Source organism: Candidatus Saccharimonadia bacterium, from assembly GCA_035544015.1.
GTDB lineage: Bacteria > Patescibacteriota > Saccharimonadia > UBA4664 > UBA4664 > UBA5169.
In genome coordinates this window covers 51,760-73,452 of record DATKIP010000076.1, presented here as the reverse complement: position 1 = coordinate 73,452, position 21,693 = coordinate 51,760, and the positions used below count along the sequence as shown (strand labels likewise).

The 21,693-nt window shown below is 56.2% G+C and carries 29 protein-coding genes and 3 tRNA genes; 9 read left to right on the top strand and 23 right to left on the bottom strand.

Going from position 1 to position 21,693, the window contains the following annotated elements:
• Positions 1–96: 96 nt before the first annotated feature.
• The 3 genes from VMT30_04120 to VMT30_04110 all read right to left on the bottom strand — a co-directional run bounded on the left by VMT30_04120 (position 97) and on the right by VMT30_04110 (position 1,504).
• Positions 97–444: a DUF5684 domain-containing protein gene (locus VMT30_04120; protein ID HVQ44121.1), complete on the bottom strand. Its 348-nt coding sequence runs from the start codon at positions 442–444 to the stop codon at positions 97–99.
• Positions 445–599: 155 nt separating this feature from the next.
• The gene (locus VMT30_04115) at positions 600–992 is read right to left on the bottom strand and encodes a hypothetical protein (protein HVQ44120.1); all 393 of its coding nucleotides are present in this window, start codon (positions 990–992) and stop codon (positions 600–602) included.
• A gap of 2 nt (positions 993–994) precedes the next feature.
• The gene (locus tag VMT30_04110) at positions 995–1,504 is read right to left on the bottom strand and encodes a hypothetical protein (protein HVQ44119.1); all 510 of its coding nucleotides are present in this window, start codon (positions 1,502–1,504) and stop codon (positions 995–997) included.
• Between the two features lie 56 nt (positions 1,505–1,560).
• On the opposite strand from VMT30_04110, the gene VMT30_04105 reads away from it, so the two are divergent.
• Complete coding sequence (locus VMT30_04105) at positions 1,561–1,893, top strand: VOC family protein (protein ID HVQ44118.1); 333 nt, start codon at positions 1,561–1,563, stop codon at positions 1,891–1,893.
• On the opposite strand, the gene VMT30_04100 is transcribed toward VMT30_04105, so the two are convergent.
• Positions 1,886–2,569, bottom strand: a complete 684-nt coding sequence (locus VMT30_04100; protein HVQ44117.1) for a DUF4386 domain-containing protein — start codon at positions 2,567–2,569, stop codon at positions 1,886–1,888. The genes VMT30_04105 and VMT30_04100 overlap by 8 nt on opposite strands.
• Before the next feature lie 149 nt (positions 2,570–2,718).
• Here VMT30_04100 and VMT30_04095 point away from each other — a divergent pair, with 149 nt between their 5' ends.
• Positions 2,719–2,958 (top strand): hypothetical protein, encoded by a 240-nt coding sequence (locus tag VMT30_04095; GenBank protein ID HVQ44116.1) that lies wholly within the window; start codon positions 2,719–2,721, stop codon positions 2,956–2,958.
• On the top strand, positions 2,873–3,364 hold the full coding sequence (locus tag VMT30_04090) for a putative toxin-antitoxin system toxin component, PIN family (GenBank protein ID HVQ44115.1): 492 nt from the start codon (positions 2,873–2,875) through the stop codon (positions 3,362–3,364). The genes VMT30_04095 and VMT30_04090 overlap by 86 nt, the downstream gene beginning before the upstream one ends.
• Here VMT30_04090 and VMT30_04085 read toward each other — a convergent pair.
• Together VMT30_04085 and VMT30_04080 are read right to left on the bottom strand one after the other, a co-directional pair.
• Positions 3,354–3,629 (bottom strand): helix-turn-helix transcriptional regulator, encoded by a 276-nt coding sequence (locus tag VMT30_04085; GenBank protein ID HVQ44114.1) that lies wholly within the window; start codon positions 3,627–3,629, stop codon positions 3,354–3,356. The genes VMT30_04090 and VMT30_04085 overlap by 11 nt on opposite strands.
• Before the next feature lie 72 nt (positions 3,630–3,701).
• Positions 3,702–4,025, bottom strand: coding sequence for a type II toxin-antitoxin system RelE/ParE family toxin (locus tag VMT30_04080; protein ID HVQ44113.1), 324 nt, complete (start codon positions 4,023–4,025; stop codon positions 3,702–3,704).
• 129 nt (positions 4,026–4,154) lie between these two features.
• Here VMT30_04080 and VMT30_04075 point away from each other — a divergent pair, with 129 nt between their 5' ends.
• Positions 4,155–4,808 (top strand): hypothetical protein, encoded by a 654-nt coding sequence (locus VMT30_04075; GenBank protein HVQ44112.1) that lies wholly within the window; start codon positions 4,155–4,157, stop codon positions 4,806–4,808.
• A gap of 15 nt (positions 4,809–4,823) precedes the next feature.
• On the opposite strand, the gene VMT30_04070 is transcribed toward VMT30_04075, so the two are convergent.
• The 5 genes from VMT30_04070 to VMT30_04050 form a co-directional block, all read right to left on the bottom strand.
• Complete coding sequence (locus tag VMT30_04070) at positions 4,824–7,055, bottom strand: excinuclease ABC subunit UvrA (protein HVQ44111.1); 2,232 nt, start codon at positions 7,053–7,055, stop codon at positions 4,824–4,826.
• Positions 7,055–7,483 (bottom strand): VOC family protein, encoded by a 429-nt coding sequence (locus VMT30_04065; GenBank protein ID HVQ44110.1) that lies wholly within the window; start codon positions 7,481–7,483, stop codon positions 7,055–7,057. The genes VMT30_04070 and VMT30_04065 overlap by 1 nt, the downstream gene beginning before the upstream one ends.
• An 89-nt stretch (positions 7,484–7,572) precedes the next feature.
• Complete coding sequence (locus VMT30_04060) at positions 7,573–7,863, bottom strand: hypothetical protein (protein ID HVQ44109.1); 291 nt, start codon at positions 7,861–7,863, stop codon at positions 7,573–7,575.
• A 79-nt stretch (positions 7,864–7,942) separates the two neighbouring features.
• Positions 7,943–8,404, bottom strand: coding sequence for a DUF2975 domain-containing protein (locus VMT30_04055; GenBank protein ID HVQ44108.1), 462 nt, complete (start codon positions 8,402–8,404; stop codon positions 7,943–7,945).
• A 101-nt stretch (positions 8,405–8,505) separates the two neighbouring features.
• Complete coding sequence (locus VMT30_04050) at positions 8,506–9,432, bottom strand: patatin-like phospholipase family protein (GenBank protein ID HVQ44107.1); 927 nt, start codon at positions 9,430–9,432, stop codon at positions 8,506–8,508.
• A 108-nt stretch (positions 9,433–9,540) separates the two neighbouring features.
• On the opposite strand from VMT30_04050, the gene VMT30_04045 reads away from it, so the two are divergent.
• Positions 9,541–10,602, top strand: a complete 1,062-nt coding sequence (locus VMT30_04045) for an alpha/beta hydrolase (GenBank protein ID HVQ44106.1) — start codon at positions 9,541–9,543, stop codon at positions 10,600–10,602.
• Positions 10,603–10,912: 310 nt separating this feature from the next.
• On the opposite strand, the gene VMT30_04040 is transcribed toward VMT30_04045, so the two are convergent.
• The 8 genes from VMT30_04040 to VMT30_04005 form a co-directional block, all read right to left on the bottom strand.
• A complete protein-coding gene (locus VMT30_04040) occupies positions 10,913–11,263 on the bottom strand; it encodes a nuclear transport factor 2 family protein (protein HVQ44105.1) in 351 nt (116 codons plus the stop codon).
• A gap of 92 nt (positions 11,264–11,355) precedes the next feature.
• Positions 11,356–11,432: transfer RNA gene (locus tag VMT30_04035), tRNA-Lys, on the bottom strand.
• Positions 11,433–11,443: 11 nt separating this feature from the next.
• Positions 11,444–11,519: transfer RNA gene (locus tag VMT30_04030), tRNA-Arg, on the bottom strand.
• 73 nt (positions 11,520–11,592) lie between these two features.
• Positions 11,593–12,330, bottom strand: coding sequence for a hypothetical protein (locus tag VMT30_04025; GenBank protein HVQ44104.1), 738 nt, complete (start codon positions 12,328–12,330; stop codon positions 11,593–11,595).
• 25 nt (positions 12,331–12,355) lie between these two features.
• The gene (locus VMT30_04020; protein HVQ44103.1) at positions 12,356–13,102 is read right to left on the bottom strand and encodes a 6-phosphogluconolactonase; all 747 of its coding nucleotides are present in this window, start codon (positions 13,100–13,102) and stop codon (positions 12,356–12,358) included.
• A 362-nt stretch (positions 13,103–13,464) separates the two neighbouring features.
• The gene (locus tag VMT30_04015; protein HVQ44102.1) at positions 13,465–13,629 is read right to left on the bottom strand and encodes a hypothetical protein; all 165 of its coding nucleotides are present in this window, start codon (positions 13,627–13,629) and stop codon (positions 13,465–13,467) included.
• 65 nt (positions 13,630–13,694) lie between these two features.
• Positions 13,695–13,770, bottom strand: a tRNA-Arg gene (locus VMT30_04010).
• Between the two features lie 27 nt (positions 13,771–13,797).
• The gene (locus tag VMT30_04005) at positions 13,798–14,223 is read right to left on the bottom strand and encodes a hypothetical protein (GenBank protein ID HVQ44101.1); all 426 of its coding nucleotides are present in this window, start codon (positions 14,221–14,223) and stop codon (positions 13,798–13,800) included.
• Between the two features lie 309 nt (positions 14,224–14,532).
• Here VMT30_04005 and VMT30_04000 point away from each other — a divergent pair, with 309 nt between their 5' ends.
• Both VMT30_04000 and murB read left to right on the top strand, forming a co-directional pair.
• Positions 14,533–14,934 carry a hypothetical protein gene (locus VMT30_04000; protein ID HVQ44100.1) on the top strand — a complete coding sequence of 134 codons (402 nt, stop codon included), beginning with the start codon at positions 14,533–14,535 and terminating at the stop codon, positions 14,932–14,934.
• Entirely contained in the window at positions 14,934–15,983 is a 1,050-nt protein-coding gene (gene murB, locus VMT30_03995) for a UDP-N-acetylmuramate dehydrogenase (GenBank protein ID HVQ44099.1), read from the top strand. Before VMT30_04000 ends, murB begins: the two co-directional genes overlap by 1 nt.
• Here murB and VMT30_03990 read toward each other — a convergent pair.
• The 4 genes from VMT30_03990 to trxA all read right to left on the bottom strand — a co-directional run bounded on the left by VMT30_03990 (position 15,955) and on the right by trxA (position 18,177).
• Complete coding sequence (locus tag VMT30_03990) at positions 15,955–16,224, bottom strand: hypothetical protein (protein HVQ44098.1); 270 nt, start codon at positions 16,222–16,224, stop codon at positions 15,955–15,957. The two genes, murB and VMT30_03990, sit on opposite strands and share 29 nt — an antisense overlap.
• Before the next feature lie 155 nt (positions 16,225–16,379).
• Positions 16,380–16,517 (bottom strand): hypothetical protein, encoded by a 138-nt coding sequence (locus VMT30_03985; GenBank protein ID HVQ44097.1) that lies wholly within the window; start codon positions 16,515–16,517, stop codon positions 16,380–16,382.
• A gap of 338 nt (positions 16,518–16,855) precedes the next feature.
• Positions 16,856–17,860, bottom strand: a complete 1,005-nt coding sequence (gene trxB, locus VMT30_03980; protein HVQ44096.1) for a thioredoxin-disulfide reductase — start codon at positions 17,858–17,860, stop codon at positions 16,856–16,858.
• On the bottom strand, positions 17,857–18,177 hold the full coding sequence (gene trxA, locus VMT30_03975; protein ID HVQ44095.1) for a thioredoxin: 321 nt from the start codon (positions 18,175–18,177) through the stop codon (positions 17,857–17,859). Before trxA ends, trxB begins: the two co-directional genes overlap by 4 nt.
• Before the next feature lie 204 nt (positions 18,178–18,381).
• Here trxA and nrdR point away from each other — a divergent pair, with 204 nt between their 5' ends.
• Positions 18,382–18,828: a transcriptional regulator NrdR gene (gene nrdR, locus VMT30_03970; protein HVQ44094.1), complete on the top strand. Its 447-nt coding sequence runs from the start codon at positions 18,382–18,384 to the stop codon at positions 18,826–18,828.
• Positions 18,829–18,879: 51 nt separating this feature from the next.
• Positions 18,880–21,561 (top strand): adenosylcobalamin-dependent ribonucleoside-diphosphate reductase, encoded by a 2,682-nt coding sequence (locus VMT30_03965; protein HVQ44093.1) that lies wholly within the window; start codon positions 18,880–18,882, stop codon positions 21,559–21,561.
• The last annotated feature ends 132 nt before the right edge of the window (positions 21,562–21,693 follow it).

The following is a 21,693-nucleotide window of genomic DNA, read 5'->3' as shown; positions in this document are numbered from 1 at the left end:
TCTTATCTGCCTCATAGTATAGCAAAGAAGGGGCTTGGGGGAAGGCAGAATCCGACCTCAACCATACCTGGCGAGCGAGATTGTTCGCCGGTCGGTTTAGGCGCGGCCAGCAGCCGGGCCCTGGTACTGGGCGGAGCCGAACCCGAGCACCGGGAACCCAATAAATGGCAACAAGAGCAGCAGCAGGGTGTAGCCGACGCCCTTGCCGAAGGATTTCGCGAGCTCGTGGTACATCATAATGCCGAGCACAATGTTCACGATGGGAATGAGCAAGAGCAGCAACCACCACCACGGCCGGCCGATGATCTTAAGCAGGATGTAGGTATTATAAATCGGAATGATCACCGCCCATCCCGGCTGCTTGGCCTTCGTAAAGATTTTCCACATGCCCGCCAGAATGATGGCGGCGGCTATGAGGGAGCCAATTACTTGGCCTCCGGACATGGAAGATGAGGAGTTAGTGGTATCCGTGCTGTAGTCGTACATATATTTGCCTTTCGACCCCCTATTATGAAAATAAGCTTAAAACCATTAGTATTATACGCTTAGTTGACGCGTGCCCGAAAAGTGTTTTCGATCATTGTTTTCAGAGCGGCTAGCTATTTTGATAGATAGCTGCTTACGCGATCCAGCAGTAACGCACACCGTTTCACCGTAGCGGGTCCGTCACCAAGCGTTTTCCTGTCGCGGATTTTAAAAGATCGCACCGATGACCCGGGCGGGAACTGTTGCCAGGTAAGGTCGATATGATAATCATCTCCACCGGACCGCAGAACATTCCAGAAATGCTTCTCGATGGCTTTGCCCGTCCAGACCTCTCCTTCGGCAATCTCGGCGGCTGGGAAGAAATGCTGCACCACTCGCGAGGTCGGGTAGCATTGGCCAAGCGCCGGATTACCGGCTTCCGAAGCACCGAGGTAGGACGTCGACGAATCCCAGGATGCTTCTAGCGCTTCTCGAAGCTCAAGCAGGTTAATTTCTGCTTTTTTCACTCTCAATGGCCCACGGTCATTTTTAACCAGACCACCGCCAAGCCAATAGCTAGCTCGATAGCGGCCACGACGAGCGTGGCGAGCCGGCCGGCCCCGACGGCCCGAGCCGACAGCAACGACCACCCCAGAAGCAGGAGCAACGAGGCGCCGATCGATACGTCCACGGCGACGGACAGGCTGATAAAACCCAGCGCCGACAGCGCGATTGTCAGCAGTGGAAAAGCGGCGGCCGCGAGTAATGGCGAGTGCAGCACTACCCGGCGCTTAAAGCTGGTTTCGGGCTCCGGCCGCTGCATCACTACCCGGTACGACATGCCGGCGGCGATCAGGCTGGCGCCCCACAGCGAGAGGGCCGTGCCGAGCACCACAATCGCGGCTTTTAACGTCGAGGTGTGGGCGGGGTCGATGGTCAGCAGGATCGCCAGCAGGGCCAGGGTGGCGTAAATGCGCTCCTTGAGCAATTCGGCTCGAAATTCAAGGTTGTCTCCGGGCTTTTCACGAGGGTTTTTCATGGCTTCATTGTATCAAGCATGTGTATAGTTAGCTCACAATGCAAAAAGGAGACTTCATGGCGGAGAACATTACATTACTCGTGTATCCGGTTAAGGACTTGGACGAGAGCAAGGCATTTTTTAAGACGTTTTTGGGCGTCGAACCCTACGCGGAGAGCGCGTATTACGTGGGATATAAGGTAGGTGATTTGGAGGTTGGCCTGGACCCAAACGGGCAGGCGGTGATTGGGTATATTGATGTAGACGACATCGCCGCGAGCCTAAAGACCTACCTGGACGCCGGCGCCAGTACGGTCCAAGAGCCCAAAGACGTGGGCGGCGGGTTGCTGATTGCTCAGATTAAAGACCCGAGCGGGAATGTTTTGGGGCTGCGGCAGGCGGCTAAGTAGCGGAGCGTTTGGACTCGAGCGCGGCGGCGGCCCGAGGGTTGAAGCCTTTGACGACTAGCCAGATGCCGAGCGAAATCTCAAACGCCGCCACCGGCAGGGCGCTTAGGCCGGCCAGGGGGGCATGCTGCCCCAAGAGGCCAAAGAACACAGCGAGGTAGCCAAGGATGAGAATGGGACCGCCGACGATGCCGATGAGCGCCAGGCCGCGCGGCACCAGGCGCGACCGGTACAGCAACGTGCCCAGCAACAGGTCGCAGATGGCGGGCATGAAGCTTTGGCTGAGGAAAAAGATGCGGTCGTACAGGGTGGCAAGCGCGTGGCCGATGGGCAGCACGTCGGCGCCGGCTCCGGCCTGCCGCAGGGCCACAATGGACAGCACGAACGCCACGCCGACGAAGATGGCACTGGATTCGAGGACGCGGGCAGCCACCAGGCCGAGCGCGAGGGTTTCACTTTGCTTTTTGAGGATCGGGAACAGCACCACGGCGGTGGCGATGCCGGCCAGCGCCACGATGATCTCCAGGATGCCGCCGATGATGGCGGCCGTGTCCGGCCCGGCGCCGGTGATGTAGCCGGTGCTTTTGACTTGGGTGTAGAGCGCCAGGGTGGGGATGGAGACGAAGGTGAGGAGATAAAGGATGCCCGCGGTTAGGGAGATTTTGCGATGCGAGGGCATGATTGGACCCTTCTGCTTATTTGATACTAACGCTGTGTGCAGTGTAGGCTTTTTATGAATGTATAGATATGTGTCGGCGCTATTTTTGTTAGGAATTGACACATATCAACAAAACCTATACAATCTGTCCATATAGGAGCTCGTTACGTATGGCCACAAAAACACTCAATATTGCGCTGGACGAAACATTGTTAAAAGATGTAGACGAAGCGGTCAAGCAGGATTTGGGGAGTAGAAGTGAATACTTTCGCCGGCTGGCCTTGGCTGATTTGAGTCGCCGGCGACGTTGGGGGAGCCTGCTGGATGCGGCTAATGCGAAGGGTCGCCAGATGGGTATTTCGAGCGAGGAGCAAGCGTATCAAATTCTCGACAGCCCCAATGAACGCTAGGCCAAGGGTCGTCATAGATACTAATGTCTGGCTGTCTGCGCTCGTATTCGGGGGAAAGCCGCGACAAGTGGTTGAGTTGCTGGCTCGCGGGATGATCGAGGTAGTTATTTCCTCCGAAATTTTGACCGAGATGCGGCGCAAAATCACACAGAAATTTTCGGATTTTGATCCCGATTTTGCTCTCATGGAGCTACTTATCGAGCAAGAAACGGAGCTCGTGAGGCTGGGAGGCGTTAGTGTTCATGTGTCTCGGGACGAAGACGACAACCGGGTGCTGGAAACGGCGGTCATTGGCGGTTGTAGCTGCATCGTGAGCGGTGATAAAGATCTCCTCGTACTTAAAAGCTACGAGGGTATCAATATTATGGCTCCGGCTGAATTTTTGAAGGTAGACCTTACGCCTTAACTAGTCTGTACTCTTGGCCCAGCACCCTAGCAACTTTGCTAACGGTTGCTACTGTTGGGTTAGATGTGCCGCTCTCAAGGCGTGCGATGACCGTTTGGCCAACACCTGCCTTTTGCGCGAGTTCGATTTGCGTCAAACCCTTGGCGATACGAGCCTCGATGAAACTTCGGGCAAGTTGGTACTCCGGCTCAAGCTCATCATAAAGATGCGCGAGCTCTGGGTCGTTTTTGAGGGATTCCTCTTTGTAGGACTTCCAATCTTTCATAATGCAGCGCCTTCATGCTTTTAGACTATTAACGGTATTATTGCATATATGTGTTAAATGTGCAATCCTATACTAGTTCTGAGCTTCAATCTCTCCCTGGCGCCGTCGAGCTAAGTCTAATTCTTTCTTGGGGGTGGACTGGCTCTTCTTCTGGAAACCATGAAGCAGATATACCGTATTCTCGACAGCAAATATGTAAAACACGCGGACTTCTTGCTGACCACGTACTCTCAGCTCGTACAGACCACCGCCCATTGGCTTCGAGTGGGGCATCCCGAGCTGCGGGCCGTACAACTCCAGCAGATCAATCTGACGATAGACCTTCGCCCGAGTTCCCTTTTGGACGCCGTCTATGAAGTTTTGTACCAACGGCTGGCCGCTTGGTGTTTCATACATGATAATGGTATATGACACAGGTGTATTTTGCCTTTGCTAAGCAGTATTATAGCATTTATTAGTTACTCTTTCAGTACTAATTATGCGTATTTTTAGCTAGTTTGTTTGGGTGGAATATAATTAATAGCTATGGAAGAACCTATCACGCTGCTCGATCCTGAAACAGTTTTTGAGGAATTCGAATCACTGTTTGTTTTTAAGAAGCAAATACAAAATCAAAATTCACCCGAGGCTATAAAACTAAAAAGATTCTGCGCATTTTTATTTTTCTATGCCGGACAAGCAGAAGAAAAGTTTCGAGTCTTTGACGTATTGCGCCCAGACCTGTCCACTGCCATCGCTATGGAAGCCCACAGCCTCCGGATGACCATATCGTGGTGGGCCTATTTGGACGTTATCGTTCATGTAAGTAACTTGTTCGATAAGCCTACGGGCTCCAATGAACCAGCGTCAGTGTTTACTCTGAGCACCAAATTACCTATGTGGGGCGGGAAGCTCGGAGTTACTAACATCCCTTCGCTGCAAATTTTGGGAACTGATTCTAGATTACAAAGTTTGCTAAACTTACGCGATAAAATTGTAGTTCATGTTGAGCCAAAATCGTATTTTGAGGTGCTGTCTGATTTAGCGGAGCAAGATGATTTCTTCGGCTATTTGATTAACGACATCATTATTCAATATCTCGAAGGCGTATTTGGAGTCTTCTTTCAAGAGCCGCCTCAATTTCGTAAGGATGATGGTTTAGTCCAGAAACTAGAACAGCTGTTTAACACACTGGATTAACTAATCTAAGCTAACTTACAAATACTCCGCGATCAACGCCTGCTCGCTCTTCACGAGCTCGGCCGGGGTGCCCTGGAACATGACCTGGCCGCCGGCGTGGCCGCCTTCGGGGCCGAGGTCGATGATGTGGTCGGCCTGGCGGATGACTTCTTGGTTGTGCTCGATGGTGATGACGGTGTTTTTGGCGTCTACGAGCCGGTTTATGATGGCGTGGAGGCGGGTGATGTCGGACATATGGAGGCCCGTGGTGGGCTCGTCGAGGACGTAGATGCTCCCCTTTTTGTGGAGCTCCGAGGCGAGCTTGAGACGTTGGCATTCGCCGCCAGAGAGTGAGCTTAGGGGCTGGCCGAGCGAGAGGTAGTCGAGGCCGACGTCGCTGAGGGCCTGGAGCTTTTGGGCGATTTCTCCCAGATCGAAGAATTCGATGGCCTGGGCGACGGTGAGATTGAGGACTTCATTAATGTTTTTGTCCTGGTATTTGTACTCCAGCACTTCGGGCTTGAAGCGTCTGCCTTCGCAGACGTCGCAGGGGAGCTTGGCGTCGTCGAGGAAGGCGAGGTCGGTGGTCACGAAGCCGGCGCCTTTGCAATTGTCGCAGGCGCCCTTGGAATTGAAACTGAAGAGTGCGATGTCGGCTTTGCTGGCGGTGGCGAAGGCTTTGCGGATGACGTCCATGATGCCGGTGTAGGTGGCGGGGTTGGAGCGGGTGGAGACGCCGATGCCGGATTGGTCGACCACGATGGCTTCGGGGTGTTGGCGCAGGAAGACTTGGTTGATGAGTGAGCTCTTGCCCGAGCCGGCGACGCCGGTGATGACGGTGAAGACGCCGGTGGGGATGTCGACGTCGATGTGAGCAAGGTTGTTGGCGTGGGCGTCGCGGATTTGGAGCTGGCCGGTAGGTTGGCGGAAGCTGGATTTGACGGGCGATTTGTCTTTGAGGTGCTGGCCGGTGAGGGTGTCGGTTTTGAGGAGTTCGGGGTAGGCGCCTTCGAAGACGACTTCTCCCCCGTTGCTGCCGGCACCGGGGCCGACGTCGATGATGTGGTCGGCAGCCTGGATGACGTCGGGGTCGTGCTCGACGACGATGACGGTGTTGCCGGCGTCGCGGAGTTTGGCGAGCAGCTCGTTGAGGCGGTGGACGTCGCGGGGGTGCAGACCGACGCTGGGCTCGTCGAAGATGTACATGACGTCGACGAGGCTGCCGTTGAGGTGCTTCACCATTTTGACGCGCTGGGATTCGCCGCCGGACAGAGTGTCGGTGACACGGTCGAGGCTGAGGTAGCCGAGGCCGATATCGACGAGATTGCTGAGGCGGTCGTGCAGGGTGGCGACGATGGCACGCGCCTCGGGGGCTTTGATTTGCTTTACGACCTCGAGCAGCGCGTCGACCTGCATGGCCGAGAGCTCGGCGATGTTGTGGCCTTCTACTTTTACCGACAAGGCTTGTTGGCTGAGGCGGGCGCCGTGGCAGAGGTGGCAGGCGCCCATGGTGATGAACGGACCAAATTGCTTTTGGGTGCGGTCCGACATGGTTTTGAGGTCGCGCAGGATATATTTCTTGGTAAAGACGCCTTCTAGGCCTTCGTACGTGAGGTTTATGCCGTTTACTTTGACCTTGCGGGGCTCGCCATGGAGGAATTCTTCCATCTCGGCCGCGCTGAAATCTTTTAGCTTTTTGGTAGTGTCCACGCCCGCGGCCTTCATGGCTCCGTAGGTCCAGACATTGCCGCCGTCATATCCCGGCAGCTTGATAGCGCCGTCGTCGATGGATTTGGACGTGTCCAGGGCCAATTCGCGGTCCAGGGCCATGCTGCGGCCCATGCCATTGCACTCGGGGCACATGCCGGCGGGGTCGTTGAAGGAAAACAGGTTGGCGTAGCCGATAGACGGCCTGCCAACGCGGCTAAACATGAGGCGCAGGGCGGTGGCGATGTCGGTGACGGTGCCGACGGTGGAGTGCGAGCCGCCGCCGAGGCGTTTTTGGTCGACGATGACGGCCATGCTGAGGTTTTTGATTTCGTCGGCGTGCGGCTGAGTGAGGTGGGGCAAGAAATTGCGCACGAACATGCTGAAGTTTTCGTTGAGCAGGCGCTGGGCCTCGGCGGCCACGGTGTCGAACACGAGCGATGATTTGCCCGAGCCGGACACGCCGGTAAAGACGGTGATTTTGCGCTTGGGAATGCGCAGCGAGACGTTCTTGAGGTTGTTTTCGCGGGCGCCTTTGATTTGGATATATTCTTGCATCATTAGGACTTGGCTTGCAAGAGGGAAAATCGATTGCCCTCGGTGTCCATCGCCGATATCCATAGGCCAACCCCCGGGATCATCTGCGGCTCCATGGTGTGTTCGCCTTGGGCGTTCAGCCCGCCCAGGATCTTGCCACCAGCGGCCTCTACGGCCTTCATTGTTTCGTGAACGTCGTCGACCGAAACTACCACCGAGGGGGCCTGGCCCTGGGGGTCGTCGGTTTTTTGGTAAAACCCACCATTAATCGCCCCTTTGGTTTGGACCATGCCATTCTCGTCGGTTTCGGTGGTTTGAGCGACAACGTAACCGCCCATGTCGGGCCCCATCGGCTGGGTCTGCCAGCTAAGGGCGGTTTGGTAGAATTTGATCATACGGTCTTTGTCTTGATAGCCCATCTCGAAATGCACAACTGGGTTCATTTTGCTCATGGCGGTGTCCTCGCTTAGGGTTGGCTTCGTCTTTTAAATATACTCTTTTCGTTCGATAGTGATGAGCGTGCCGGTGGCTCCTTGGTAGCTCAGATCGGCTTGTAGAGGGCATCTAGCAAGAGTATTCCGCCGATGAATGACGCGATGAGGATGGTAGCTAGTACGAGCCATACCATGCTGATATAGTGCGTCTTCTGGTACTTATGTGCACGTACCGCAGGAACAAGGTTGATGATTCCGGAGATTAGCGTAAGTATTACTGTGGCGGCGGTGAGAAGGTCGATTGCCAGGCCAATCTCCCACGGGAATGGCAGTAAGCCGATAATTAAGAGCGAAATTGTGAGGGATCCGAATAGCTTAACGTTCCGAAGGATTTTCATTAGGGATTATTTTAACATAAGTACTATGGAGAGCCAGAATGGCGGTTGTTGCTACGGGGATTCGGCGCCAGGACCGAAATTATCGATCGTCTCGTTTGCCGCTTCGTAAACGTCTTTCAAACACGGCCGCGGCGGTGGCGATCACGGCAGAGACAAAAATCAGAAGGAGACCTATCGCGACACCGCCCGCAATGTCATCGCCGGGCCGCGCTATAAATAAGTAGGCTTCTGGCGCTGCGATAAAAGCGATAAGGGCTACCCCGCAATATTTTATAGTCCGTAGCGCATTCACGGAACGCTGTGAAAACACTTCTTTTCGTCCTACGTACCCCAGCAGTTTGAACGCTTTGTAGAGCCCTACGAAAAAAGCAATCGATGCGATATACGCATACGCCAAGAATGGATCTCTGAAATATATCTCAAAGAGCGTAGCCTGCGCATTCCTGCCCTCAATCTGGGGCTCCCAAAGCATCAGGGCAAGAGTGCCGACACCGATGAGCACGACTACCATCTGAAGAAATATGGTTGAGCTTCGTTTCATAAATATGTTTATATGTTAATTTATTCTTTATCGATTGTCAATATATATTTATTGTTATTTCGGGGTGTTAAATAACAAATCCAGCATGCACGAAGAGCGGTTCAGTGCCAGAATTCGGCGAGACGGGCGGCAAGAGCTTTGCCTTGGTCGTAACCGGCCCGGGCGGCGGGGGGACGCATCGACGGATCCATCACATTGCCGCCGAAGGCGAATATGTGGCGGGAGTTGTTATCCGGGAAGATGGTTTCGACTCGGCTGCCGCGGGCGCGGAGTTCATCGATCTGGGTTGCGAGATGGGTGCCCCACGCCAGCGGTTGCAGTGATTTGCCACCGAATGGTGACAGCACCAGCACCCGAGCGTATCCGGCTGCCAGATCGGCATTCTCGGCGTTGGACCGGAAGCCGCCGTCGATGTATAGATTGTCCCCTATCCTGTAGGGAAGGCCACTGGCGCAACTGGCGGCAATGGCGTCGACCAGGTCGACTCCACTGTGGCGGTCGAACACGACTGGTTCACCGGTACGGGCATCGACTGCCGTGATTTGCACCGATTGTTGCGGCCAGTGATGACTGGGCAGCCGCGAGGCGACGGTAGTGCGCCATTGCGCCGACCAGGAGCCGTCCGACGCCGCATCCAGGTCGAGCGCCGCCGCGCCCATCCTGCGGCGCATGTCGGCCACATCCTTAGCGGCGCCGATGATGGCGCTCAGCCTCTCCACGTGGTTGTGGTTCGTTGCCGGCCTCATCGGGGCAGGTCCGCCGCCTGATCCGGCCGGAGCGGTCCGCGGTGGGGGCGCGGCGAGGGTGGCGGCAAGCAGTTCGGCCGGGGTCGCGCTCGTGATCTGGGCCGCGGCGGTCGATCCGGCTGATGTCCCGATGATCACGTCGGCGTTGGTCACATCCACCCCGGCCTCAAACAGGCCGGCGACCACGCCGATCAGCCACGCATTGCCGGCCGATCCGCCACCGCCGAGGACCAACGCTCGCTCACCCGCGGCGGGCGCCTGAAGGTTAAGGTTTTTATTCATCGGCATTAGTATAGCAAATGAGATAAAGAATCGTGCCGGCTGTTGCCCCTGAGATTCGGCATGCCAATACGATGCGCATTCTTGTACAATTACGTATATTCATACGCGATGAAAAAAGTTAAATCTAAATCATCTAGAGACCTTTTGGGCCGGTTGAGCAAACGACTACTAGCCATAGCTTTTAGTATTTTGTTGGTTTTTTTGTTAGCCTACATTGCCTTTCAAGTAAATCCATGGCCGGGTGCATTGCTGGTGCGTGCGATCTTTAACCATAGCGATAAGGCGGTTTTGACCCGACTCGAAAAATATACTCCGACTACGCCTATCACAGTTTTATCGGATCAGCCATACGAGGCCGGCGACAAAAATGCGCTGCTTGATGTCTATATCCCGCAAACAGCCGAGCAAGGCAGTCAACTCTTGCCCGTAGTGATATGGACGCATGGTGGAGCATGGGTGTCGGGTGACAAAACCAATGACGCCCCTTACTTTAAATCAATTGCCGCTCACAACCTGGTGGTGGTATCGCTCAATTATAGCTTGGCACCGGAAAAATCATCGCCAACTCAGACTCTTGAGTTAAATGCAGCTCACGCTTACGTAGCGGCCAACGCCAAGCGTTTTCGCGTTGATCCAAACAAGATTTTCTTGGCCGGCGACTCAGCCGGAGCTCAACTATCCAGTCAAATGGCCGCCCTCATTACCAACCCCGACTATGCTCAAGAGGTAGGAGTACGGCCCGCCCTTGCGCCGCAACAGCTAGCGGGCGTGATCCTATTTTGTGGCATTTATCAATTGGAGGGTCTCACCGAGGCCGCCCCCTCGCTGCCTAGGATCATTAGCTGGGCGGATGATAGGGTAGTGTGGGCCTTCAGTGGATCACCCGACAAGTCTGGACCGCTCATCCGGCAGCTTTCTCCTTATTACCACGTCACGGGTAGCTTCCCGCCTACTTTTATAAGCGGCGGTAATGGTGATCCGCTGACTGATCATCAATCCAAACCGCTGGCAGGACGCCTGACCGCACTAGGCGTACCCGTCACCTCACTGTTTTATCCAGCCGATCACCAGCCGAGTCTTGCGCATGAATATCAGTTCAACCTCGATACCGCCGACGGGCAGCGCGCACTAGACGACATCCTGGAGTTTGTGCGGCAGCGCGATCAATAGCTAGGCGCTTAATAATGGAGCCGACCTGCTGACGGCCAGTCTAGATGGGGATAAGATAACAAAATAATTCCCGAAAATAGGCATGGATCTGGGAATAGATAGAATGAGTCACAGCTAGGTATATTCTGCCCGCTCAAGCAATAAGATGTAAACGACTGGCCGCTGTTCATAAATCGGTCATAACAAGAAAAGACCCACTGGGGTCTTTTCTAAGCATAAGCGCTATGGAGGGCTATCGTGCTGGCTGTTGCAACTCAAGTTCGATGCGCGACCAAGCTTTATATTGTTGCGTTTGCATAGCCCTGATGAGCTAGGATTTGTTTTTTATTTCTATTTTCACAATCTTGTCATCTTGGACAGTGACGTATTCGAAACCTGAGGTTTCAACTTTCTCGCCACCTGACGTTACTCCGGTGAAATCATAATCAACAAGTATCACTCCGCGCCTAACTTCCTGGATATTATTAACATGCCAATGCAGGTTAGCAAACTTGGCATGGAATACTCGCTGCATTTCCATAATTTTGGTACGGCCAGTGTGGAGGCCCGTATTCTGCGAGACGTATTGTGTCGTATCAGTGAAGAGCTTTTTGATACCCTCGAAGTCGCTATTGTTCGAAAGATCAAAGTAGAGTTTAGCGATGTCTACGGATTCTGTCATGATCTCACTATATATAACAAAAACAAAAAGCCCCGTTTTGAGGGCTTTTTGTTGGACATGTTTAGGCCTTTGCAGAGCCAAAATATAATTCCTGGAGGGCCATCTGGGACTCGAACCCAGGACACGCTGCTTAAGAGGCAGCTGCTCTAACCAACTGAGCTAATGGCCCAAAATGTTAACTGGTGCGCTCGGAGGGACTCGAACCCCCGACACCTAGGTTCGAAGCCTAGTGCTCTATCCACTGAGCTACGAGCGCACGCGGGTTCGCGCATCCGGCGCAACTTAGGAATTTATAGCATATACCGCGGCAAATGGATAGGGGGTGGGATTTATTTTCGGAACGTGCGGGGATCGTAGTTGATGAGTTCGTCGGCGATGCGGGGGCTGGCCTGGCGCACGGCGTCGGCCCAACGGCGAGCCACGGCCAGCTCTTCGGCGCCGTGTTCCGGCGAAAGGCCGTAGGCCGCAAATGCCAGCACGGCTGGGTCGCTCTCGCCGACGGCCGATGCATGCTCGATATGCCCGGCGAGATAGGCGTCGGTGGCGGTTTCGGGGAACCCGTAGGCCTGGCCGAGCGCACGAGCATCATTGGCGGCGTCGGCGGCCTTGATGAATTCAAGCGTTGGCTGGTCGCGGGCCACGAAAATGGTGCGCCAGGTTTCCTGCTCGCCCCCGGCAACTCGGGCGTCCCAATAGCTGGGGTTTTGTCGATATACGACTTCACCGTCGGTGCCACGTATGTACTCAGCGGCAGGATTTACTACATGGTCGGGACCCACCTCTACGGCAAGACCGGTAGCCTCGGCGGCGGTCATGTAGGCCTGAAATTCGTCTTCGGGTACGCCCTGCTGCGTCTCGCCGGGAGCCCAGGCGGGGGATGATAAGCGATGTAGGGTGGCTGGTTTTTCACCGAGAGCTACCAGCAAAAGATCCACTTTTTCTTTGGGAAAGAGCCGGGCTTGCTCAATCCGCTCAATGGCCAGGCCGGATGGCCCTAGGTATTCGGGATTAGGGCGCGGGGGGGGCGTCGGCAGTTCGGCTGATTTTGAGTGTTCGGGATCGGTCATGATTAATATTCCTTCGTTGAGCGAATCAGGATTTTGATCCTTCGATTCCAACATCATTCGCAATAAAGATCTGCACTCGATCAATCACTTCGGGATGATAGATAATTGATAATGGGAACGTCGGGTCGAACTCCCTATAAGCTAGCAGTTGCGTAGCTAGATCGTGTTTTTGTGGGCCGCTGATGATAACTACGACATTCTTCGCCTCGAGAACTTGCTGCGGCCCGAGTGACATTCCAAATTCGCGAAACTTGGCGTTCTCGTAGGACTTGCTTCCTGTTTTGGTGTGTGTTTGCCGGAACGCCGGCGTAAGGTGCGCGATGTGCCAGCCGCCTGACTCTGGCGTACCAGGCATTACGTTGGCATAGTTGCCGTCGATTCCCAGCGCCAGTACGAGTAGGTCGATTCTCGTATTGAATGAATCGATGGTTTCCAGTCTAGGCTTGATGACATCAATGCTGACACCAGTTTTTTCGGATAGTTGGTCAAGCAGCGAGCGACGAGCAAACGCTTCATAGCTGGCCGGATCTTCCAACGGAATATAACGGTATGGTGGCTGATCGCCGTCGACCTGCTCATCCATAAGCACCAAATTAGTTTTATCCCAGTTTGTAAAATCCCCGCTGTTTTCTAAAATCCATTGATAAATCGGAAACGGCGTACTCGACAAGGGAGAGGCAACATTGAATGTGTCATCGTGACTGCTAGACTGAAGTCTCTGCCATAGCGAACCGGCCGGCCGGGCTAACGAATCAACAAAAGTGATTAACATGCATATAGAATACCAGAACAAAAGAGGCTCGGGGGCATTAAAACTTGACCATTAAGTCTCATGACGGTAGGATAGATTTACAAATGGTCTTCGGACTCACCCCTGCGCAAGCGGGGGTTCAATTTTTTCTCTTCGAATATCACGAATAATTGCAATGAACTGTCGCTTAATGGCTGTTTGTTCTTCGAGAGTAATAATCCCGATTTTGTTTATTAGCCGCTTCGCGTCGTATGCCCGCATTTGGGTGAGCAATACCTTATCGTCAATTCCTAACGTGGTAATGCCGAAGTAGTATTTGCCCGATCGGGTCGTGGTCGATAATGGTAGGCCGTAAAACAGTGCTTTGTTGAACTTTCTGAAAACTAGGACTGGTCGTGAATAACTCGCGCCTTTACCATCTTCTTCGCTGCCATATTGTGACCAATACTGGCCCACCATATCTCACGTTCGTAGAAATACCTCTCGTTCGTCGATTGCTCAAGAGTCAGTTTTTGGACGCTCCAACCACCAAAATCTTTGTACGTCATGCGGCAATTATACCGAACATTTACCGTACTACAATATCGATTTGGCCGGGCAGAAATAAGAACATTGGTGCGCCTGGAGGGATTCGAACCCCCGACACCCAGTACCGGAAACTGGTGCTCTATCCCCTGAGCTACAGGCGCGTAGCGAGAGATTGGACTCGAGCTATCTTAGTACGGTTGGGTACTTTTCTCAACTGATGAGTTTTGCTGCAGGTCGTGGAGGGATTTTTGGAAGTCGTTGTTGTAGGTGACGCCGGTAAAGATGAGGCCGGCAGCGAGCGCGAGGTAGTTGAGGGGGCTGGTGGGCGTGGACTCCCAGTCGGGGAGCTTCTTGAGCTCTACGAGCTGCACGTAGCGCACGGCGTACACGGGCGTGAGGACGAGGGTGAGCGCCAGATATGCCAGCGTACCGAGGACGGGGACGATCGTGATAACGCTGAGACTCGAGGACAGGAACATGGTGCCGATGACGTCCCAGGTGCGGCCACGGACGAGCTCACGCGAGCGACGCAGCGCAGCAGTGCCCCACGCGCCCTCCTCGACTATCACATAGGCTGCCAGCGAGAACCAGGCCGTGAAGATAATGCCGGGCACGATAACGACATCCGCCGGCCCCGGGCGGCACCGATGGTGAGCTTGGTAATCGCCCAGCCAAAGTAGCCGATGCCGTAAAAAACTAACAGAACGCCCAGTAGGACGCTGAGTATCCCGCCGATGGGCCACCCAGGAAAATCGCTATCACCAAACGAGTTTAAAGGCTTGAAACGAGGGTTTGATGAGCTCAAACGGATTGGAAATATAGATTGCCGGCTGCTTGTCCATGGGGCTTAAGCTCACTTTAATTATATTCTCAGTATGCGGCCCCGTTTGGACGGCCGTCAAATTGTCGGTTATGCTAAATATATGAGCAGTCAATCTCCGGCCTCCGAGGCCACCAAAAATGATATTGAGAATACCGTGAACTGGTACTTGGCCGACAAGCTTCAGGACCCGGTGGTGACGATTGCGACCAAGAAATACCTGACGAACGAGAATCGGCTCGTGTACCTGACCCATTGCAACGTGGCGGAGACCGCCGTGCCGCGCATCAAGGTACAGGTGCTCGAGCGCGTTGAAGGCGGGGTGCAAGAAACGGGTTATCAGATATTTAGCGATCACCGGATGACCAAGTACGAGAATGCCATGATCTTCGGCAACCAGCCGGGGCACGCTGCCGATCGGCCCGACGAGGACGTGACCGAGCAGGAGGCGGCGGATTTGGTGAAGGTGCTGGGTTTGCTCACCGAAGCGCGCCAGACGCTCTGATGCCAAAGCCTGCTTCAATTGCGGAACACGTGGAGCTGGCGCCCTACACCACGATGCAGGTGGGAGGGGTGTGCGATTATTTTGTGCCGGCCGGCGATGTGGCGACGGTGATGGAGGCCTGTGCTTGGGCCGAGGACGAGGGCGTGGAGGTGCTGGTGCTCGGCGAGGGGTCCAATGTGATCGTGAGCGACGAGCCCCTCCACCGCCTCGTGATCAAGGTGGAGATTCCAGGGTTTGAGGTGGTGGCCGAGGATGACGAGAGCGCCACGGTTGAGATCGGCGCCGGTGAGCATTGGGATGGGGTGGTGGACCGGGCGGTGAAGCGCGGCTGGGCCGGCATCGAGGCGATGTCGATGATACCGGGGACGGCCGGGGCTACGCCGGTGCAAAACGCGGGGGCTTACGGCCAGGAGATCGCCGACACCCTGGTGTTGGTGGAGGCGTACGACCGGCAGGAACACCGAGTGGTGACGTTGGCGCCCGGGAGTTGCGGTTTTGGGTATCGCGACAGCGCATTTAAGCACGAACTGGCGGGGCGGTACGTAATTGTGGGCATCACGCTGCGGCTCTCGAAGAAAGCGCCGGCCGAACCGACGTATGCCTCTCTCAAGCGGTATTTGGAGGCGCATGAGACGCCCCGCCCAACACTGGCGCAGATTCGGAGCGCGGTGATGAGCGTTCGGTCGAAGATTTTGCCCGATCCGAGCGTGGTGCCAAATGCGGGATCGTTTTTCAAGAATCCGATCGTGGAGCCATACGTGCTGGAGCGGCTGCGGCGGCGATATCCGGATATGCCGGCCTACGAATATGGCGACGGCTACAAGTTGGCGGCGGGGTGGCTGCTGGATCAATGCGGACTGAAGGGCGCGGAATATTTTGGCCTGCGACTGCATGCCGACCACGCCCTCGTGATCACTAATCCGCACCACGCGGGGTACGCGGACCTGGTGAAACTGGTGGAGTTTATCGTGGCCAAGGTGGATGACAAATTTGGCGTGAGGCTGGAGCCGGAGCCGCTGTTTATTTCTTCCGAGAATCGGCAATGGTGAGGATAAGCTTGTCCATGCGCTGATTGAGGTCGTTGCGGACGGCATTGATATCGGTACGCATTTCGGATTTGAGGGAGGCGATGTCGGATTCGATGGAATCGAGCCGCTCAATGGTGGTGTCGAGCCGTTCGGCGTTTTTACCTAGACCAAAAATGCGACTGGCAAGCCACAAGAATCCCCCCATCACAACGGCGACGGTGGAGGCGACAGTACTGATAGTGGTGAGGTCGGGTGTGGTCATGGCTAGCTCCTGTGAGGTAATTTTATCATAGGATAGTGTGCGGTTTTTGTTTGGTCAATATGATTTTTTGAGTCCAACCCGAGATTTTAATACGCCATTAAAGGCTCAGGTTGGCGACAGAGTAGTCGCCGGGTAGAAGGGGTGGGGGCGCTGGGCTAGCGGTCTTCGCGGTTGTACGCGATGAGCCACTTGACCATCAGGGAGACCACCACGAGGGCAGCGATGATCATGGCGGCGATTCCCGCCTGCGTAGCTACGGGCCCGTGCAGGAATTCGTTCACGATATCGTCCATCTTCGGCTCCTTCGGTTGCGATCGGCTACTCTGTCGGGTGCCTTTTACTAGGCTGAATGAGTATACTATAATTCTTATGTTTTGTCAAGGTTTCGCTCTTGCATTGCACACCGAGACGCAACAATCATCGGAATAAAAACGGACACTGCGCCCAAGTAAACCGGTAGTTGAGAGACCTCCCAATAAACAGGAATTCACGATTTCCTACGCGCATCTACCCGGGATAATCGGAGAAGCCTGGTGCCGTGGTGAGCCGGCCATAGCAAGGCCGAAATTGGTCGAGAAATAACGGTTAGCTAGGGGCTTGGCCGATGCCTTCGCGGAAAGAGCGGGCTGATCTAGCGGGTAGGTGCTTTGGGGGAATCGGAGGCGAGAGCTTTGGCGGCAGGCTTGGCTGGTACGGCGTTCTCGCCGGGATGCTCTTCGAGAAATTTCTGCGCATCAAGCGCAGCCATGCAGCCGGTGCCAGCCGAAGTAACGGCCTGGCGGTAACGAGAGTCCTGGAGGTCGCCGGCGGCAAACACGCCCGGCACGCTGGTGGCTACGCCGCTGGTGACTACATAGCCGTCGGGGCGCAGGTCGAGCTGGCCGGCGAACAGTTCGGAGTTGGGCTGGTGGCCGATGGCGATAAACAGGCCGGCGATGTCGCGGCGCGAAGTGTCGCCCGTGACAGTGTCGCGCAAGCCCAGGCCCATGAGCCGCTCGGTGCCTTCGAGCTCGGTGATTTGGGTATTCCACAAAAATTTGATCTTGGGATTGGCCCGGGCGCGGTCTTGCATGACCTGGCTGGCGCGCAGCTTGTCGCGGCGGTGAATGACCGTGACGGAACTCGCGAAATTGGTGAGGAAGATGGCTTCTTCCATGGCGCTGTCTCCCCCACCCACCACGGCGATGTCTTTGCCGCGGAAAAAGAAGCCGTCGCAGGTAGCGCAGGCGGAGACGCCGCGGCCCATGAGCTCCCATTCATGGGGCAGGCCCGGCATGACCGGCTTGGCGCCGGTGGAAGCTATGACGGCGTCGGCGGTGTATTCGCGCTCCCCCACCCACATTCGAAACGGCCGGCGGCTGAAGTCGACTTTGGTGACGCGCAGGGTGGTGATTTCGGCGCCGAAACTGATGGCTTGCTCGCGCATTTTGGCCATGAGCTCAGGGCCTTGCAGGCCGAGTACGCCGGGAAAGTTTTCGATTTCGGTGGTAAACATGAGCTGGCCGCCCGGCAAGTCGTTGGCCACCGACGTGTCGCCCTCGAACACGAGGGGCTCGAGGTTGCCGCGGGCAGCGTACAGGGCAGCAGTGAGGCCGGCGGGACCGGAGCCGATGATGATGAGACGACGGTGACTCACGCGATGGCCGCCGACATTACCCCCGCGAGCTTGTCTTTGGCAGTGAGGCCGACGATGCGCTCTACGGGCTTGCCACCCTTGAAGAGCATAAGCGTAGGGATACTCATGACGTCGAGCGATTGGGCGATGGCGGGGTTGTCGTCGACGTTGAGTTTGGCGACGTCCACTTTGCCTTCAAACTCCGCGGCGAGCTCTTTGATGGCAGGCTCCATGGCAATGCAAGGACCGCACCACGGCGCCCACAAATCCACCAGCACCGGACGCTCATTTTTGACAACTTCGGCTTGGAAGTTGGATTCGGAAACGGTCTTAATCATGGGTGAGCTCCTTTGATGGTTTCGTTTATTGTTCTTGCGCTTTTCTGTTGACGAACACAACATACAGCGTCCATAATGCTAACGTAACACAACTCGTTGTGGTGCAGCAACTACATCATTATGTGCAGGTAGGCGGAAGGATGCAAGCCATGGGACGATGGCGAGCGTGATTCCGACAGGAAGGGAGTGTCGATGGTTTGCCCAATGTGCGCCAGCTGTGACACCAAAGTGGTCGACAAGCGCGAAGCCGACGCCGTGAGCACCCGGCGGCGCCGGGAGTGCTTGGGCTGCCATCAGCGCTTCACGACCTATGAGCGGGTGGAGCAGATGGACCTCATGGTGGCCAAGCACGACGGACGGCGCGAATCGTTCAATCCCGACAAGCTCCGCACCGGCATCACCTTGGCGGCGGCCAAGCGGCCGGTCACGAGCGCGCAAGTCGATCAGATTGTGCAGGAAGTGGAGGCCGAGCTTCGCAGTGCCAAGACGCGCGAAGTAAAGGCCCACGACATCGGCGAGCTCGTGATGCCACGGCTTAAGCAGCTCGACCACGTGGCGTACATCCGATTTGCCAGCGTCTACCGCGACTTCACCGACGTGCGCTCATTCCAGAGCGAGGTGAAAGAATTGCTCCATGATGGGAAAAAGTAGGAGCGGTACGCGTTCGATCAATACAACAAATAAGATTTTAGGGGACATGCGATGAGCACGCCGCAAGCCATTAAAGCAAGTAACATCGAGGCCGAGACGCCGGAAGACCGAGAGCGCCTCGAAGAGCTGTACGCCATCGGCAAAGAAATACCGCCGGTGCCCGAGGACCTGCCCGATCCAAATTACTCGGACAACGCCTGGTACATTGGCCGCACGCGCTACGCGTTTCGCGATAAAGACGGCACGCCGATCGAGAGCCCGCGGCAAATGCTGTGGCGGATTTGCTACAACATCGCCACGGCCGAGCGACTCTACAGCGAGAATCCCCGCCAGCAGCACCTCGAGGTGGCCCGCGTGTTTTATGGCATGATGGCGCGCCAGGAGTACGTAGCCAATACGCCCACGATGCTCAACGCCGGCAAGCCCAATGAGCAGCTCTCGGCCTGCTTCGTGCTGCCGGTACCCGACGACCTGAACGGCATCCTGGATACGGCCACCGATATGGCGCGCATTCACAAGAGCGGCGGCGGCACTGGGTTTAGTTTTTCGCGGCTGCGCCCCAAGGGCGACGTCATCCAAAGCTCTGGCGGCACCACGACTGGGCCGGTGGCGTTTATGCAGACCTACAACGACGTGACCTCTAGCATTCGCCAGGGCGGCGTGCGGCGCGGGGCCAACATGGGCATTTTGCACTACAATCACCCGGACATTTTGCTGTTTGCGATCTACAAAGTGGACGAGTTTTCGCTGACCAACTTTAATATTTCGGTGACGGTAGACGAGGCGTTTTACGAGGCGGTGAAGCGTGACGGAGAGCATCTGCCGGCCGATTACGAAGACGCTTTGGACTTTGAGGGCCTCATGGAGGAGGTGCGCGAAGCTCACCAAACCCGCGACCTCGATCTGAAGCTGGTGCGGCTAGACGCGGTGGTGAAAAAACTGCACGAATGGGCCGACGAGAGCGATCCGAACCGTGGTTACGCGCTGGTAAATCCTCACACCAAGCAAGAAACCGGCCGCCTCAACGCCAAGAAAATGTACGACCTCATCACCCGCCTGGCTTACCAGTACGGCGACCCGGGGATGATCATGATCGACCGCATCAACAATTCGCGTGCCAACCCGACGCCGCAGCTGGGGATGATTGAGGCCACCAATCCGTGTGGCGAGCAGCCCCTGCTCCCCTACGACGCCTGCACCCTGGGCCAAATCAACCTGGCAAAATTCGTGAACGAGGCCGGCGATGATTTTGACTGGGAGCGCCTGCGGGCCGTGGTGCACAATGGCACGCGCTTCCTCGATGACGTGCTCGACATGAATGAGTACCCGATCGAGGCGGTGCGCATCACCACGCGCGCCATCCGCCGGATTGGCCTGGGCATCATGGGTTACGCCGACGCGCTGCTCCAGATGAACATTGGCTACAACACGCCCGAAGGCAACGCAGCCGCCGAGCGCGTGATGAAATTTGTGCAGGCTGAATCTGACAATGCTTCAATCGACCTGGCGCGGGTGCGCGGCGTATTCCCGGCCTTTAAGGGCTCCATCTACGACAAGGCTGGCGAGATTCGCCCCCGCAACGGCGCCCGCACCACCATCGCGCCCACGGGCACCACAGCCATGCTGGCCGACTGCTCGAGCGGGTGTGAGCCGTTGTTTGCGCTCACCTACTCCAAGAACACCATTGAGGGCAAGCGCATGTTCCAGAGCAGCCCGTATTTTGTGCGCGCACTGGAAGAGCGCGGGTTGTATTCGGAGGAGTTGCTCGAGAAGATTCAGGCCAACGGCGGATCGATCCAGAATATGGACGAGCTGCCGGAAGACCTGCGGCGCACCTTCGTGGTGGCCGGCGACATTACGCCGGAGTGGCACCTGAAGGCTCAAGCGGCCTTCCAGAAATACACCGACAACGCCATTTCCAAGACGATTAACTTCAACAACGAAGCCACGGTGCAAGACGTGCGCGATGCTTACTGGATGGCGTACGAGTCGGGCTGCAAGGGCATCACGATTTACCGCGACGGGAGCCGCCAAAAGCAAATCTTGGAGGTGAAGAAGGATGGTTCGTACTACGACCAGCTGGCCGGCAAGAAGCTGGCGGCCGGCGAAGCGGCACTGGTGGGCGTGCCGGTAGAAATGAAACCGCGGCCAGGAGTATTGGCGGGGCACACCTACAAAGTGGCCACGCCGATCGGTACGGCTTTCATCTCGATCAACGAGGACGATGAAGGCAACATTTTCGAGGTATTCGTGAACTTGGGCCGGGCGGGATCAGACATCATGGCCGACGCCGAGGCGATGGGCCGCCTCATTTCGCTGGCCTTCAGAATCCCCAGCGTGTACTCGAGTGATCGCATTGCGCAAAATGTGGTGGAGCAGCTCAACGGTATCGGCGGCTCGGGGGCGGCCGGATTTGGCCCGCAGCGGGTGCGCTCGCTGGCTGACGCGGTGGCCAAGGTGCTGCGCGAGCACGAGTCAACGAAGGCCGGCGAGCAGGCCGCGGTGGTCGCAGGAGCGGGAGTAGCCGACAGCACGGCGGCTAGCAGCGCCAACGTAGCCGACGCGCCGATGGGACCGGCTGCGGTAGCGGCGCCGGCCAGCACGGCCGTGGCGGCGAGCGTCAACCTGGGCGCCAAGGCCCAGACCGATCTGTGCCCGGAGTGCGGCAATGCGAGCCTGCGGTTCATTGAGGGCTGCCAGAAGTGTGAGATTTGCGGGTTTAGTAAGTGCTAAGATCCTTCCGCTGAGTTTTTAGCTGCGGGGAAACTCCCCTCGGGCGAACGAACGCTATCCGTCTCTTCGCGAGATCCGATATCAGAACCGACACTCGCCTGTCGGAGAGTTTTCCCTCCGCTCTACGCGCTA